Raw genomic sequence first — 14206 nt, 5'->3', positions numbered from 1 at the left:
TAAAATTATAAAAAATGATTTTAGAAATGAAAGTGCCTTCACCAGGTGAGTCTATTACAGAAGTAGAAATTGCATCATGGTTAGTTGAAGATGGTGATTATGTTGAAAAAGACCAAGCTATTGCTGAGGTAGATAGCGACAAAGCAACTCTTGAATTGCCTGCAGAGGTAAGTGGTACAATTACATTAAAAGCTGAAGAAGGTGATGCTGTTGAAGTTGGGGCAGTTGTCTGTTTAATTGATACCAGCGCAGAAAAACCAGAGAGTTCCGATAAACCAAAAGAAGAAAAGAAGGTTGAAGCTTCTAAACCGGAAACAACTAAGCACCCTGTGACTGAAACAAAAACTTATGCTACAGGAAGCGCTAGTCCTGCAGCTAAAAAGATATTATCTGAAAAAGACATGGATGCTAGTATGGTTTCTGGAACTGGTAAAGATGGAAGAATTACCAAAGAGGATGCTACAAATGCTGTGCCTTCCATGGGGACACCAACAGGAGGTAGTCGAGGTACTTCAAGAAGTAAAATGTCGATGCTACGCCGTAAAGTAGCAGAGCGCTTAGTTGAAGCTAAAAACACTACAGCCATGTTAACCACATTTAATGAGGTTGATATGTCATCAATTTTTGGATTACGTTTAGAATATAAAGAGACGTTCAAATCAAAACATGGTGTTGGTTTAGGGTTTATGAGTTTCTTTACACTTGCTGTAGTCAGAGCTTTAAAAATGTATCCAGCGGTTAACTCCATGATTGACGGTAAAGAAATGATTTCTTATGATTTCTGTGATATTAGTATTGCTGTTTCTGGACCAAAGGGCTTAATGGTTCCGGTCATGAGAAATACAGAAAATTTAAGTTTTAGAGGGGTAGAAGCAGAAGTAAAAAGATTAGCTATTCGGGCACGAGACGGACAAATAACTGTTGATGAAATGACAGGAGGAACATTTACTATTTCCAATGGTGGTGTATTTGGAAGTATGCTTTCAACACCAATAATTAACCCGCCACAAAGTGGTATTCTAGGAATGCACAATATTGTTGAACGGCCTGTGGCTATAGATGGAAATGTAGAGATTAGACCAATAATGTATGTAGCATTATCCTATGATCATAGAATTATAGATGGTAAAGAAAGTGTTGGGTTTTTGGTAGCAGTTAAAGAAGCTTTAGAAAATCCAGTTGAATTGTTAATGAATAATAATGTTAACAAAGCTTTGGAGCTTTAAAATATAATATAAAACATAGTCAAAAAAAGGGATTCTGTAAACAGAATCCCTTTTTTTGACTAACTAAAAGGCTATAAAAAATTACTGATAATATTGATTGAAATTACATCAATAATTAGAATAACCATTCCTCTAATGAAAGATTTTTCTATTGAGCTATTACCTTTTTCCATAGGTTATAAAAATTATAGTTTGGGGAACCTTTTTATTTAATGGAAAACTCTGTGTCATTACAACACAGAGTTTAATTAAAAATTCTCTCTCAAAAGAATTATTAATAGCAAGGTAAAGGTAAGGTTCACTTGTGAAAAAAAAAATACGCACTTGTGCGTATTTTTTTGAGGATTATTTTATACTATTTATTGTTTCAATTAATAAAGTATTTTGACTTCGCTTAATTCCGACAAGAATTTCTCAAGTAACTTATGATATTGGGTTTATAAAAACCGAAGGCTCTAAATCATTACAATTTAGAGCCTTCTATAATTCTCCCTAAGAACTAATTAATAGCACTGTAAAGATAAATCAAGCGATTCATTTAAAAAATACGCAGTTGTGCGTATTTTTTATAAAAAATCTTTATTCAAATTTGCCCAAATTGAAAGAGATGTAGGTTTATTGTCTAGGTTTAACTTCGCAAGAATATGGCTTCTATGTTTGTGAATTGTTTTTATAGATACCGAAAGTAAGTCTGCAATTTCTTGACTTGTCTTGTTTTCAGAAATAAGTTTTAATATTTTTAATTCAGATTTGGTTAAGGTATCTAGTGCTTCGGGTTTATCATCTAAATTGCTTGCGCTTAGGTAAGAAGCTATTTCTTTACTAAAATAGGGTCTGCCTTTTATAGTATGTTCAATGCATGTTTCAATCTCTTCAACTGCAAATTCCTTTAAAATATAACCATATACACCATAGGATTTCGCTTGGTCATATAAGATTTCTTCTTTATCAAAAGTAATAAGTATTATTTTGGTGTTTAGCCTATTCTTTTTGCAAGCTTCAGCAATTTCTAATCCAGTTTTATGTGGCATTCTTATATCTAAAATTGCAATTTGAGGTTTAAGTTTAACAATAAGGTTGTAAGCAGAGTTTCCGTCTTCAGCACTCCCTATAATATTGAAACCTTTTGATGTTAAGAAATCGGTAAGACCACGAAGCATGAGAGGATGGTCATCAGCAATAACAATTGATGTCTGCATTTATTTTTAAAGGTCTTGGCTATTAATAATTAGAATTGCACCTTATTTGTTAAGGTTTTGCAATTTTAAATATAGATATTTCTTTTCGTAATCAATGACGGCTTTTGCTTTTTTTAAGATGTCTGCACCAATTATACCATCAACAGGTTGAGAGTTGTGATTTTTTAGCGCTGTGTTTACATGTGTTAAATTGAATAAGACCAACGCAATTTTATTAGTACGCCATTTTCCAATTTTTATTTTATTTATTTTAGCTACTTTAGTATCCATATCCACTGCTCCAGCTCCAGCTGCCTTTATAAGGGACTCTTTGGCATCTAGCTTAAAAGTCTCAATAGCCTCAAAACCAACACAAGAACTTGATGCTCCAGTATCTAAAATAAATAACCCTTTTACACCATTTATGGTTGCTTTAATTTCGAAATGATTCGTTTTAGTAAGATGCAGCTTTACCTTAGTGTAATTTTTATTCAGAAGAAATTCTTGAAGCGTTTCCATCTATTTAAGTTTAGACAAATATAATCATGTAAAAACAATTATTTTTACATCATGATAATAACCGATACTCATACCCATTTATATAGTGAAGCTTTTGATGAAGACAGATATGAGATGATAAGTCGTGCTTTAGATAAAGGCATTTCTAGATTTTTTATTCCGGCTATCGATTCATCTTACACATCTTCCATGTTGCAGTTGGAAAAGGATTATCCGGAAAATATTTTCTTAATGATGGGGTTGCATCCTACTCACGTAAAAGAAAACTATAAAGAGGAACTAACACATGTTCAGGATATGCTATCGAAGCATAAATTTTATGCTGTCGGGGAAATTGGTATAGATCTATATTGGGATAAATCGACTCTAGATATTCAAAAACACGCATTTAAAACTCAAATTCAGTTAGCGAAAAAGCATAAGTTACCTATTGTAATTCATTGTAGAGAGGCTTTTGATGAAATTTTTGAAGTTTTAGAAACTGAAAAAAGTGATGATTTATTCGGGATTTTTCATTGTTTCACTGGGACATTAGAACAGGCTCATCGAGCTATGTCGTATAACATGAAATTAGGTATAGGGGGCGTTGTGACATTTAAAAATGGAAAGATCGATCAGTTTTTGAATCAAATAGATTTAAGTCATATCGTTTTAGAAACAGACGCACCATATTTATCTCCAGTACCTTATCGTGGTAAACGTAATGAAAGTTCATATATAATTAATGTGCTTAAAAAACTAGCATTACTTTACAATCTCTCTCTTGAAGAGGTAGCTGAAATTACAACAAGAAATTCAAAAGCTATTTTTAAAATTTAGTCAATGGGAAATTCAAAAGCTAACATATTATTAATTTACACTGGAGGCACGATTGGTATGGTCAAGGATTTTAAAACGGGAGCGCTAAAAGCTTTCAATTTTAAAAATCTTTTAAATAAAATACCAGAACTTTATCTATTGGATTGTAACATTAATACTATATCATTAAAATCGCCAATAGATTCAAGCAATATGTGTCCAAAATATTGGGTGGAGATAGCTGAAATTATTGAATGCAAATATCAAGTTTATGATGGTTTTGTAGTTTTGCATGGAAGTGATACGATGAGTTACACGGCTTCTGCGTTAAGCTTTATGCTAGAAAACTTAGCTAAACCTGTTGTCTTTACAGGCTCCCAATTGCCTATAGGAGATTTAAGAACAGATGCAAAAGAAAACTTAATAACCTCTATACAAATTGCGGCATTGCGTTCTAGAAATTTACCCGAAGTTAGAGAGGTATGTCTTTATTTTGAATATAAATTATATCGCGCAAATAGAACTACAAAGATTAATGCAGAACATTTTGAAGCATTCTCTTCACCAAATTATCCAGATTTAGCAGTTTCTGGTGTACATCTAAAGGTTAATCATGAATATTTGTTTAGGACAAATAGAAGAAAGGAACTAAAAGTGGGCTATAACTTTGATAAAAATGTGACAATCATTAAATTATTTCCAGGGATCTCGGAAGCGGTGTTACAAAATATTTTGAGCACACCAAATTTAAAAGGTGTCATAATAGAAACTTATGGTGCTGGAAATTGCACTACAGAAAAATGGTTTTTAACATTGTTAAGAAAAGCTATTTCTAATGGGATACATATTGTTAATGTTACTCAATGTTCTGGAGGAGGTGTTATTATGGGGCATTATGATACGAGCAGTGAATTGAAAAAAATGGGTGTTATATCTGGTAAAGACATTACTACAGAAGCAGCGGTAACAAAATTAATGTATATGTTGGGAGAAAACATTTCAGCTAAGTCCTTCAAAACCATTTATGAAAGTCCATTGAGAGGGGAAATCTCCTAAAATTAACGATGAAAGTTTTATCATTCAAAGAATTTTTTGTTATTTGAGCCTCCATAAAATTATAAGCTGTAAAAAATACAGAGAGGTGGCCGAGTGGTCGAAGGCGCACGCCTGGAAAGTGTGTATACCTCAAAAGGGTATCGAGGGTTCGAATCCCTTCCTCTCTGCTGTTATTTTTATTTTTTAATTGCTTTTTTTTTATATCTTTAACACTTTAACTAATTAAAATTAAGATCGAGAACATGAAAAGATTATTTTCTATCCTAGCCATATCAGGAATGATGGCTTTCGGAACTACTGTTAATGCAACTACAACTGCAAACACAAGTACAGCTGTAACAACCGTAGCAAGTATGACACAAGATGATGCAGCTCCTGCTGAGGAAGCAAGTTTTCATCAAGAATTAAAGAAACGATTTATTGAAGGTGGCCCTGGATTTATGGGGATTGTATTGTTATGTTTAATTCTAGGTTTAGCTATCGCTATCGAGAGAATTATCTTTTTAAACCTTTCTACTACAAATACTAAGAAATTAACTCAAGAAGTTGAAGATGCTTTATCTTCTGGAGGAGTAGAGGCTGCTAAAGAAGTATGTAGAAATACTAAAGGACCTATCGCCTCAATTTACTATCAAGGTTTAGATAGAACAGACGAAGGTTTAGAAGCTGCTGAAAAAGCTGTTGTTGCTTATGGTGGTGTTCAAATGGGACAATTAGAGAAAAACGTTTCTTGGATTTCATTATTTATCGCTTTAGCACCAATGTTAGGTTTCATGGGAACTGTAATTGGTATGATTCAAGCATTCGATAAAATTGAAGCGGCCGGTGATATGAACCCTTCGTTAGTAGCAGGTGGTATTAAAGTGGCACTTTTAACAACAGTATTTGGTCTTATTGTGGCTATTATACTTCAGATTTTTTACAATTACATCATTGCAAAAATAGATAGTATTGTAAATAGTATGGAAGATGCGTCTATAACATTAATGGACTTATTGATTAGACAAAATAAGTAATAACCTAAACATAAACTATTATGCACAAAATATTTAAAATAGGGCTTTTGTTTTGGCTATTGCTGGAATTGTATTTACTGCAATGTTAGCATCAGGAAACGAAGGTCAGATAGGTAGCGTATTATTTATAGCCTATATTACCTTAGCAATAGTTTTAGTTTCTGTTGTTTTATTTACCTTAATTAACTTACTTTCAGATTCGGCAACTCTAAAAAGCACCCTTAAAGGCGTAGGTTCATTTGCGCTTTTGGGAGTAATATGCTACTTCTTAGCTACCGGAGTTGAAACACCTTTAAAAGAAGGCGGAACTTTATCAGCTGGAGGTTCAAAGTTAATAGGAGCAGGACTGTACTTATTCTATGCACTTATTCTTATTGCAGGAGGAACTATGTTGTTCTCTGGAATTAAAAAAATGATAAAATAATATGGCAAAACGAGCAGCACCAGAAGTTAATGCAGGCTCAATGGCCGACATTGCCTTCTTATTACTGATATTTTTCTTGGTAACTACAACCATTGAAAAAGATTCTGGAATAAACCGTAAGCTTCCTCCAATGGAAGAGTCAGATGAGGACGTTATCATTAAGCAGAAAAATATATTTACCGTATTGTTAAATGGTAAAGATCAATTGCTTGTTGAAGATGAACTTATGGAACTTAAAGATTTAAGAAAAGCTGCAACAGAGTTTTTAGATAATGGAGGTGATGGTAGTTGTAACTATTGTCAAGGAAGAAAGGATCCAGCATCTTCTGATAACCCAGATAAAGCTATTATATCTTTAAAGAATGATCGTGAAACATCTTATGCAGCTTATATTGCAGTACAAAATGAAATTGTAGCAGCTTATAATGTTTTGAGAAACAGGAGAGCGCTTCAAATTGGTCCTCAGAGAGGATTTCCAGGTATGGATTTTATAAAAATGCAAGAAAGCTATAAAGACGTTCGTTGGACTGGGAATAAAGAGAAACTTAAAGAGGTTATTGACCAAATTAAAGTAGAAATTCCTCAGAAATTCTCTGAAGTAATAGAATAATTTAGAATTAAATAAATATTAATTATGTCTAAATTTAAGAAGAAAAAAGATGGAGGATTAGCTCCAATAAATACAGCATCATTACCAGATATTGTATTCATGTTATTATTCTTTTTTATGGTAGCTACCGTGATGAGAGAAGATACATTGATGATTCAAAATTCATTACCCGTTGCTGACCAAATTGAGAAATTAGATAAGAAGAACCCGATAAGTTATGTTTATATGGGTAAACCTAGTGCTAATTACAAAAAGTTTGGTACTGAAGCTAGGATTCAACTTAATGATAAGTTTGCAGATATTAAAGACATAGCGCCTTTTATTAGTGCAGAAAGAGCTGCTCTAAGAGAAGAACTAATACCTTTTTTAACTGTGTCTCTAAAAGTTGATAAAGAAGCTAACATGGGGATTGTTGGTGATGTGAAACAAGAACTTAGAAAAGTGAACGCATTAAAGATAAACTACACAACCGGGAGTGGTGATGCTTTAACGAATATGAAATAAAGTTATCTTAATAAAATTTGTTAATAGATTAAGGCATTCGTTTAGAATGCCTTTTTTTATATTTGAGTTTGAAGCTGATATATCACTATCACTTAAAAAGATTTAAATTTAGGTCATGAAAAAACTTTTCATTTTATTGTTCTTTGTCTTATACGGGCAATTAGTTTGTTCTCAAGACTACACAGAAAAGGTGGTTGACTCGCTCTATCGTGAAGACCAATTTTATATTGGGGTATCTTATATCTTGATTGGCAATAAGCCTGAAAATTTATCTCAGACGGGTTTTTCTAGTAGTTTTCTGTTAGGTTTTATAAGAGATATGCCAATTAACAAAAATAGAAACGTGGCATTAGGTCTTGGTTTAGGTGTGTCTTCTAATTCAATTAATCCTAATTTGTTTATTAATAAGGATGATTTGGGAAATACCAGTTTCCAAATTCTTAATGATAACAGTACATTTTCAAAGAATAAATTCTCTACTTTTTTAATTGAACTGCCGTTTGAGTTTAGATGGAGAACATCTGCACCAGAGGAATATAAATTTTGGCGTATATATACTGGGTTTAAGATAGGTTATTTATTTGCTCATAGATCGAAGTATAAAGGTGAATTGGGTAATATTCGACATGACAGTATATCGAGCTTTAACGACTTTCAGTACGGACTTACCTTAAGCGTAGGTTATAATACTTGGAATATTAACTTTTATTATGGTTTAAACCCAATTTTTTCTGATGGCAGTCTACTTAATGGAAAGCAATTAGATATGAATGTTATAAAATTTGGTTTAATGTTCTATATTTTATAACCAATAATTTACTAGTAATAATTGTGGAACAAAGCCAATAAAAATACCAATCACTAATTCTTTAGAAGTGTGTGCGTTTAGATGGAGTCTTGAAGTTGCAACACCACCTATTATAATAGACATTAACGCTAATGTGCCATTAATATTAATGCTAAAATGGATGCTAAGCGCTACAAAAAACATGAACAGGCCAGAAACAGCCATCATGTGTATACTGGCTTTAAACTTTAGTATTGCTAGTATTAAACAGGCTAGTGTTGAAATTAAAATTCCAACAAAAAAATAGTAAAGCTCAATAACTTGGGTTGGTGTTAGGATACGTTGTAGTACAATTAAAATCACACCAAAATTTAACGTTAAAGGGAAAATACGCTCTCGAGCAGACTCTAAATAAATAGATTTTACCTTCCTCAAAGTTTTAAGCAAAAAGTAAAGCAGAATAGGTAAAATTATTGTTAGTATAAAGAGAGAAACCAACTTTGCTTTAATGATCTCTGGAGGGATATAACGCGGCGATTTCGCAAAATAAAAGACAACACCTAGTATTGGCATTATTAATGGATGAAAAATAAACGAGATACTCTTAAGAATTTTATCCATTATATTTTTTTACGTAAACGCGCAACGGGAATATCTAGTTGTTCTCTATATTTAGCGACGGTCCTTCGCGCAATTGGATATCCTTTTTCTTTTAAAATTGATGCTAACGTTTCGTCTGTTAATGGTTTTCTTTTGTTTTCTTCTTCTATAACTGTTTCTAATATTTTTTTAATTTCTCGAGTAGATACATCCTCACCTTGGTCATTCTTCATAGATTCAGAGAAAAATTCTTTTATTAACTTGGTGCCATAAGGAGTGTCTACATATTTACTATTTGCTACCCTCGAAACTGTAGAAACGTCCATAGATATCTCATCGGCAATATCTTTTAGTATCATTGGTTTTAATTTGCGCTCATCACCGCTTAAAAAATACTCTTTTTGGTAATGCATAATAGCACTCATGGTAACAAATAGCGTTTGTTGACGTTGCTTTATGGCTTCGATAAACCACTTTGCTGCATCTAATTTTTGCTTTATAAAAATTACAGCATCTTTTTGAGATTTCGATTTATCTTTCGATTCCTTATAACCTTTGAGCATGTTATTGTACTCTCTAGAAACATGCAATTCTGGAGCATTTCGACCGTTTAATGTTAATTCTAATTCGCCATCAACAATTTTAATGGCAAAATCGGGAACAACATGTTCTACTATTCTGTTATTTCCAGAATAGGATCCACCAGGTTTTGGATTTAGATGCTCAATTTCTGAAATAGCATCTTTCAATTGCATTTCCGAAATATCGAATTTTTGAAGTAGTTTTTTGTAATGCTTTTTAGTAAACTGATCAAAAGCATTATCAATAATATTAATAGCTAATTCAACATTTGGTGTCTTTTCTCTTCTATGAAGTTGAATACTCAAGCACTCTTGCAAATTCCTTGCTCCAACACCTGCAGGGTCTAGTTGGTGTACAATGCGTAATATATGTTCTATTTTATCTTCGGTGGTATATACATTTTGTGTGAAGGCCAAATCGTCCATAATATCAGAAAGTGAACGCCTTATATAACCACTTTCATCCACGCTTCCTACTAAAAATTCAGCAATTTCTCGTTCTTCATCATCTAATCGATATGTATTTAGTTGATTGATGAGATGTTGCGTAAACGACATGCCTGCAGCGTAGGGGATGGATTTCTCATCGTCATCACTACTGTAATTGTTTACTTGTGTTCTATAATCTGGTATTTCATCATCACTTAAATAGTCATCAACATTAATGTCATCTGCCTCTATAGTTTCATTATCATTGTAATCGTCATCAGAATTATCTAAGTCAAAATCACTGTCATTATCTTCTTTACCACCTTCAAGAGCAGGATTTTCCTCAAGTTCTTGCTTTAATCGCTGTTCAAAAGCTTGGGTAGGCAACTGTATCAATTTCATTAATTGAATTTGCTGTGGCGATAGCTTCTGAGATAATTTAAATTGTAAATATTGCTTGAGCATATTGTGATTTGGTTTAAGCTAAAAATATAAAAAAACTTTTATCCTTAGCAATTGGGCTTATTTTTTAGATTAAAATTCGGCGCTTTGTGGTGTTCTAGGAAAAGGTATCACATCTCTTATATTACCCATACCAGTTGCAAACATTACTAAACGCTCAAAGCCTAATCCAAAACCAGAATGCACAGCTGTTCCATATTTTCGTAGATCTAAATACCACCACAGGTCTTCTTCAGGAATATCTATGGCTGCCATTTTTTCTTTTAAAACATCCAAACGTTCTTCACGTTGTGCTCCACCAACAATTTCTCCTATACCTGGGAATAAAATATCCATAGCTCGTACCGTTTTTCCATCTTCATTCAAGCGCATATAAAAAGCTTTGATATTTGCTGGGTAATCAAATAATATTACTGGACATTTAAAGTGTTTTTCAACTAAAAAACGTTCATGTTCACTTTGTAAATCGGTACCCCATTCGTTAATTAAGTATTTAAATTTCTTCTTTTTGTTCGGTTTGCTATTTCTTAAAATCTCAATGGCTTCAGTATAACTGAGACGCATAAAGTTGTTTTCAGTTACAAACTTTAATTTATCAATTAAGCCCATATCACTGCGTTCAGCTTGAGGTTTTGTCTTTTCTTCATTTTGTAAACGCGTATCTAAAAAGGTTAAATCTTCAAGATTATGCTCTAAAATATACTTCAAAACAAATTTTAAAAAGTCTTCAGCCAGATCCATGTTTCCTGCCAAATCCATAAAGGCAACTTCTGGTTCTATCATCCAAAACTCCGCTAAATGACGAGAAGTATTTGAGTTTTCCGCTCGAAAAGTCGGGCCAAATGTATATACTTTACCTAATGACATGGCATAGGTTTCAGCTTCAAGTTGTCCAGATACAGTAAGATTAGTTTCTTTGCCGAAAAAATCTTCTGTATAGTCAATGTGTCCTTTTTCATTTAAAGGCGGATTTTTAGCATCTAAACTTGTAACCCTAAACATTTCACCAGCACCTTCCGCATCACTACCTGTAATTATAGGAGTATGCATATAATAAAAGCCATTCTCATTAAAGTATTTATGAATGGCAAATGATAAAGATGAACGCAATCGCATAACAGCGCTAAACGTGCTGGTTCTGGTACGTAAATGTGCTTGCTCTCTTAAAAATTCGAATGAATGTTTTTTGGGTTGTATTGGGAAAGTCTCAGGGTCTGAATCTCCTAAAACTTCTAAAGTATTTACTTGAATTTCTACTTTTTGCCCTTTTCCTTGGCTTTCAACTAAATCTCCCATAACGTGAATGGCGGCACCAGTGGTAATTCGCTTTAATAAATCTTCATCAAACTTTTCAAAATCTACTACACATTGAATGTTATTTAATGTAGAACCATCATTTAGGGCAATAAATCTATTTGCTCTAAATGTTCTAACCCATCCCTTAATAGATACACTTTGAAAAATTGACGATTCTTTTTTAAGTATTTCTGAAACAGTATATGTCTCCATAAACAAGATAATTTATAAAAAGTAAAGATAAAAAAAGCATGAAGCTTTAAAGAACGAAAAGATGAAATTCTAACAATGAATTAATCTGCTTCGTCTTCTTCTGGAATTATATTAATTGAAGGCTCTCTAAACACTTCTTTGTTAGCAATACTGCGCTCTAATGAAAGTAAAAGAGATGGTAATAAAATTAAATTGGAAAGCATTGCAAATAGAAGTGTGGCAGAAACTAGTGCTCCTAGTGCAACGGTACCACCAAAGCTGGAAATTGTAAATACAGAAAAACCAAAGAATAGCACAATTGAGGTGTAGAACATGCTTACTCCAGTTTCTCTTAGTGCGTTATAAACAGAAACTTTAATTTTCCATTGATTGGCTAACAATTCTTGTCTGTACTTAGCTAAAAAATGTATGGTATCATCCACCGAAATACCAAATGCAATACTAAATACCAAAATAGTAGATGGTTTAATAGGCACTCCTAAATATCCCATTAAACCTGCTGTAACTAGCAGAGGTAGTAAGTTTGGAATTAGTGAAACAATAATCATTCTGGCAGACCTAAACATATAAGCCATAAAAATTGAAATAAGAAGAATGGCTAAAGACAATGAAATGGCCAGATTTTTAACCAAATATTTTGTTCCTTTTTGGAAAACGAGTGCCTTACCTGTCATGGTTACATTATACCGCTCATTTGGAAAAACCTTATCAATTTTGTTTTGAATGTTTTCTTGGATGCGTTCCATCTTATCGGTACCTATATCCTTCATAAAAGTTGTGATTCGTGCATACTGGCCGGTACTATCAACAAAGTTTTTTAGCAAATCGACATTTGAGGAAGAGTTTTTGGCATATGATAAAATAAAGCTGTTTTCTTGAGATGATGGTAGCTGGTAAAACTTAGGGTTTCCATTGTAATAGGCTTGCTTCGAGTATTTAACTAAGCTAACAACTGAGACAGGTTTCGAAAGCTCTGGAGTTTCAATTATTAAGTCCTCTAGCTCATTCATTCGTTTTAAAGTTGATAATTTCATGACACCTTTTCTGCGTTTTGTGTCAATCATTATCTCCAAAGGCATAATGCCATTAAATTCTTCTTCAAAAAACCTTATATCGCTAAAAAATTCAGTTTTTTTAGGCATGTCCTCTATTAAACTTCCAGAAATTTTTATTTGATAGATGCCAATAATACTAGCAATTAGAAGTATTACAGAAGTAGCATAAACAGCTATGCGTTTTTGCCTTACCATATACTCCATCCAGTTAACAAACCCCCCAATCCAACGTTTGTTTAAATGCTCCAGATGGCGATCCTTAGGGAACGGTAAAAATGTATATATTATTGGTATAATTAATAAGCATAAAATAAAAATTGCCAAAATACTTAGAGAAGCTACAATACCAAACTCCTTTAATAATTTACTTTCTGTTAGAATAAAAGTAGCAAATCCAGAGGCAGTCGTAACGTTAGTCATTAAAGTGGCATTACCAATTTTAGTTATAACACGTTGCAAGGATTTTACTTTGTTTCCATGTAATTTTACTTCATGTTGGTATTTATTTATTAGAAAAATGCAGTTTGGAATACCAATAACAATTATTAGCGGAGGAATGAGCGCCGTTAAAACAGTGATTTCATAATTTAATAGCCCAAGAATACCTAGAGTCCACATCACCCCAATGCATACAACAACCAACGATATGAATGTGGCTCTAAAAGATCTAAAAAAGAAAAAGAAAATAATAGACGTTACAAACAAAGCGGAACCAACAAACCATCCAATTTCATCAATAATAATTTGTGAATTAAGGGTTCTTATGTATGGCATACCAGATACGCGGACGTCTAATTCGTGCAAACTTTGAAATGCTTCAATCTCTGGGATTAATTTCTCTACAATAAATTCTTTTCTAGCCGGTGTATTAACAATCTCCTTCTTTAAATATAAAGCAGTCCTAATTGTTTTAGTTTCAGAATTGAACAAAAAATTATCATAAAACGGATATTTATGGAATAATTCTTCCTGAAGTTTTTCAATCTGACTAATTGTAGTGATTGAATCTTTTATAAACGGCTCAAGATTAAATTTTTCATTTGGAACATCTTTTATCAGCTTTTGCAAATCTTTTATTGATATAACCGTTTCTACAGCATCATATTTTTTAAAAGTTTCAGATAATCGATTCCAAGCATTTAATTTAGCAACACTAAAAAGAGCTTCATCTTTTACCCCTAACAAAACCAGATTACCTTCTTCTCCAAAGGTTTTTAGAAAATCATTGTAAGTAAGATTTACTTCGTGGTCGTCGGGCAGTAAATTAGCCTCGGTGTAAGTAAATCGCATGTTAGTCCACTGTAAACTAAAAAAGAAAGTAATAATTGCAATGCCAATTAGAATCCCAATTTTATTACGTAAAATTAACCGGGCAACGACATCCCAAAAATCTTTTGTAAAAAGTTTAAACATGCTTTAATTTAAGATGGGCAAAGGTAGGAAAAACAATGA

The 14206-nt window shown here is 32.7% G+C and carries 14 protein-coding genes and 1 tRNA gene; 9 read left to right on the top strand and 6 right to left on the bottom strand.

Annotated elements, in window-relative coordinates:
• Positions 1–14 precede the first annotated feature (14 nt).
• Entirely contained in the window at positions 15–1226 is a 1212-nt protein-coding gene (gene odhB / locus FEF17_RS03715) for a 2-oxoglutarate dehydrogenase complex dihydrolipoyllysine-residue succinyltransferase (protein ID WP_139001015.1), read from the top strand.
• Positions 1227–1792: 566 nt separating this feature from the next.
• Here the strand turns inward: odhB and FEF17_RS03710 are convergent.
• Together FEF17_RS03710 and FEF17_RS03705 are read right to left on the bottom strand one after the other, a co-directional pair.
• Positions 1793–2425 carry a response regulator gene (locus tag FEF17_RS03710; protein WP_139001014.1) on the bottom strand — a complete coding sequence of 211 codons (633 nt, stop codon included), beginning with the start codon at positions 2423–2425 and terminating at the stop codon, positions 1793–1795.
• A gap of 42 nt (positions 2426–2467) precedes the next feature.
• Positions 2468–2923 carry a retropepsin-like aspartic protease gene (locus FEF17_RS03705; protein WP_139001013.1) on the bottom strand — a complete coding sequence of 152 codons (456 nt, stop codon included), beginning with the start codon at positions 2921–2923 and terminating at the stop codon, positions 2468–2470.
• Positions 2924–2974: 51 nt separating this feature from the next.
• On the opposite strand from FEF17_RS03705, the gene FEF17_RS03700 reads away from it, so the two are divergent.
• The 8 genes from FEF17_RS03700 to FEF17_RS03665 all read left to right on the top strand — a co-directional run bounded on the left by FEF17_RS03700 (position 2975) and on the right by FEF17_RS03665 (position 8139).
• Entirely contained in the window at positions 2975–3742 is a 768-nt protein-coding gene (locus FEF17_RS03700; RefSeq protein WP_139001012.1) for a TatD family hydrolase, read from the top strand.
• Between the two features lie 3 nt (positions 3743–3745).
• Positions 3746–4777 (top strand): asparaginase, encoded by a 1032-nt coding sequence (locus FEF17_RS03695; RefSeq protein ID WP_139001011.1) that lies wholly within the window; start codon positions 3746–3748, stop codon positions 4775–4777.
• A 79-nt stretch (positions 4778–4856) separates the two neighbouring features.
• Positions 4857–4944: transfer RNA gene (locus FEF17_RS03690), tRNA-Ser, on the top strand.
• Between the two features lie 75 nt (positions 4945–5019).
• Positions 5020–5793 (top strand): MotA/TolQ/ExbB proton channel family protein, encoded by a 774-nt coding sequence (locus FEF17_RS03685; protein ID WP_139001010.1) that lies wholly within the window; start codon positions 5020–5022, stop codon positions 5791–5793.
• 52 nt (positions 5794–5845) lie between these two features.
• Complete coding sequence (locus FEF17_RS03680) at positions 5846–6217, top strand: hypothetical protein (RefSeq protein ID WP_139001009.1); 372 nt, start codon at positions 5846–5848, stop codon at positions 6215–6217.
• Between the two features lies 1 nt (position 6218).
• A complete protein-coding gene (locus FEF17_RS03675) occupies positions 6219–6827 on the top strand; it encodes an ExbD/TolR family protein (protein WP_139001008.1) in 609 nt (202 codons plus the stop codon).
• A gap of 24 nt (positions 6828–6851) precedes the next feature.
• Positions 6852–7331, top strand: a complete 480-nt coding sequence (locus FEF17_RS03670; protein WP_139001007.1) for an ExbD/TolR family protein — start codon at positions 6852–6854, stop codon at positions 7329–7331.
• Positions 7332–7446: 115 nt separating this feature from the next.
• On the top strand, positions 7447–8139 hold the full coding sequence (locus tag FEF17_RS03665; RefSeq protein ID WP_139001006.1) for a porin family protein: 693 nt from the start codon (positions 7447–7449) through the stop codon (positions 8137–8139).
• On the opposite strand, the gene FEF17_RS03660 is transcribed toward FEF17_RS03665, so the two are convergent.
• The 4 genes from FEF17_RS03660 to FEF17_RS03645 form a co-directional block, all read right to left on the bottom strand.
• Entirely contained in the window at positions 8134–8739 is a 606-nt protein-coding gene (locus tag FEF17_RS03660; protein ID WP_170180958.1) for a hypothetical protein, read from the bottom strand. The two genes, FEF17_RS03665 and FEF17_RS03660, sit on opposite strands and share 6 nt — an antisense overlap.
• Positions 8739–10193 carry an RNA polymerase factor sigma-54 gene (rpoN, locus tag FEF17_RS03655; RefSeq protein ID WP_139001005.1) on the bottom strand — a complete coding sequence of 485 codons (1455 nt, stop codon included), beginning with the start codon at positions 10191–10193 and terminating at the stop codon, positions 8739–8741. The genes FEF17_RS03660 and rpoN overlap by 1 nt, the downstream gene beginning before the upstream one ends.
• 69 nt (positions 10194–10262) lie before the next feature.
• Positions 10263–11699 (bottom strand): asparagine--tRNA ligase, encoded by a 1437-nt coding sequence (asnS, locus tag FEF17_RS03650; protein ID WP_139001004.1) that lies wholly within the window; start codon positions 11697–11699, stop codon positions 10263–10265.
• Positions 11700–11779: 80 nt separating this feature from the next.
• A complete protein-coding gene (locus tag FEF17_RS03645; protein ID WP_139001003.1) occupies positions 11780–14167 on the bottom strand; it encodes an efflux RND transporter permease subunit in 2388 nt (795 codons plus the stop codon).
• Positions 14168–14206 lie beyond the last annotated feature (39 nt).

The sequence above is a fragment of the Hyunsoonleella aestuarii genome (genome assembly GCF_006148925.1).
GTDB lineage: Bacteria > Bacteroidota > Bacteroidia > Flavobacteriales > Flavobacteriaceae > Algibacter_D > Algibacter_D aestuarii.
Note: the sequence above shows the minus strand (reverse complement) of the source record. Positions and strands in the feature narration are given on the sequence as shown.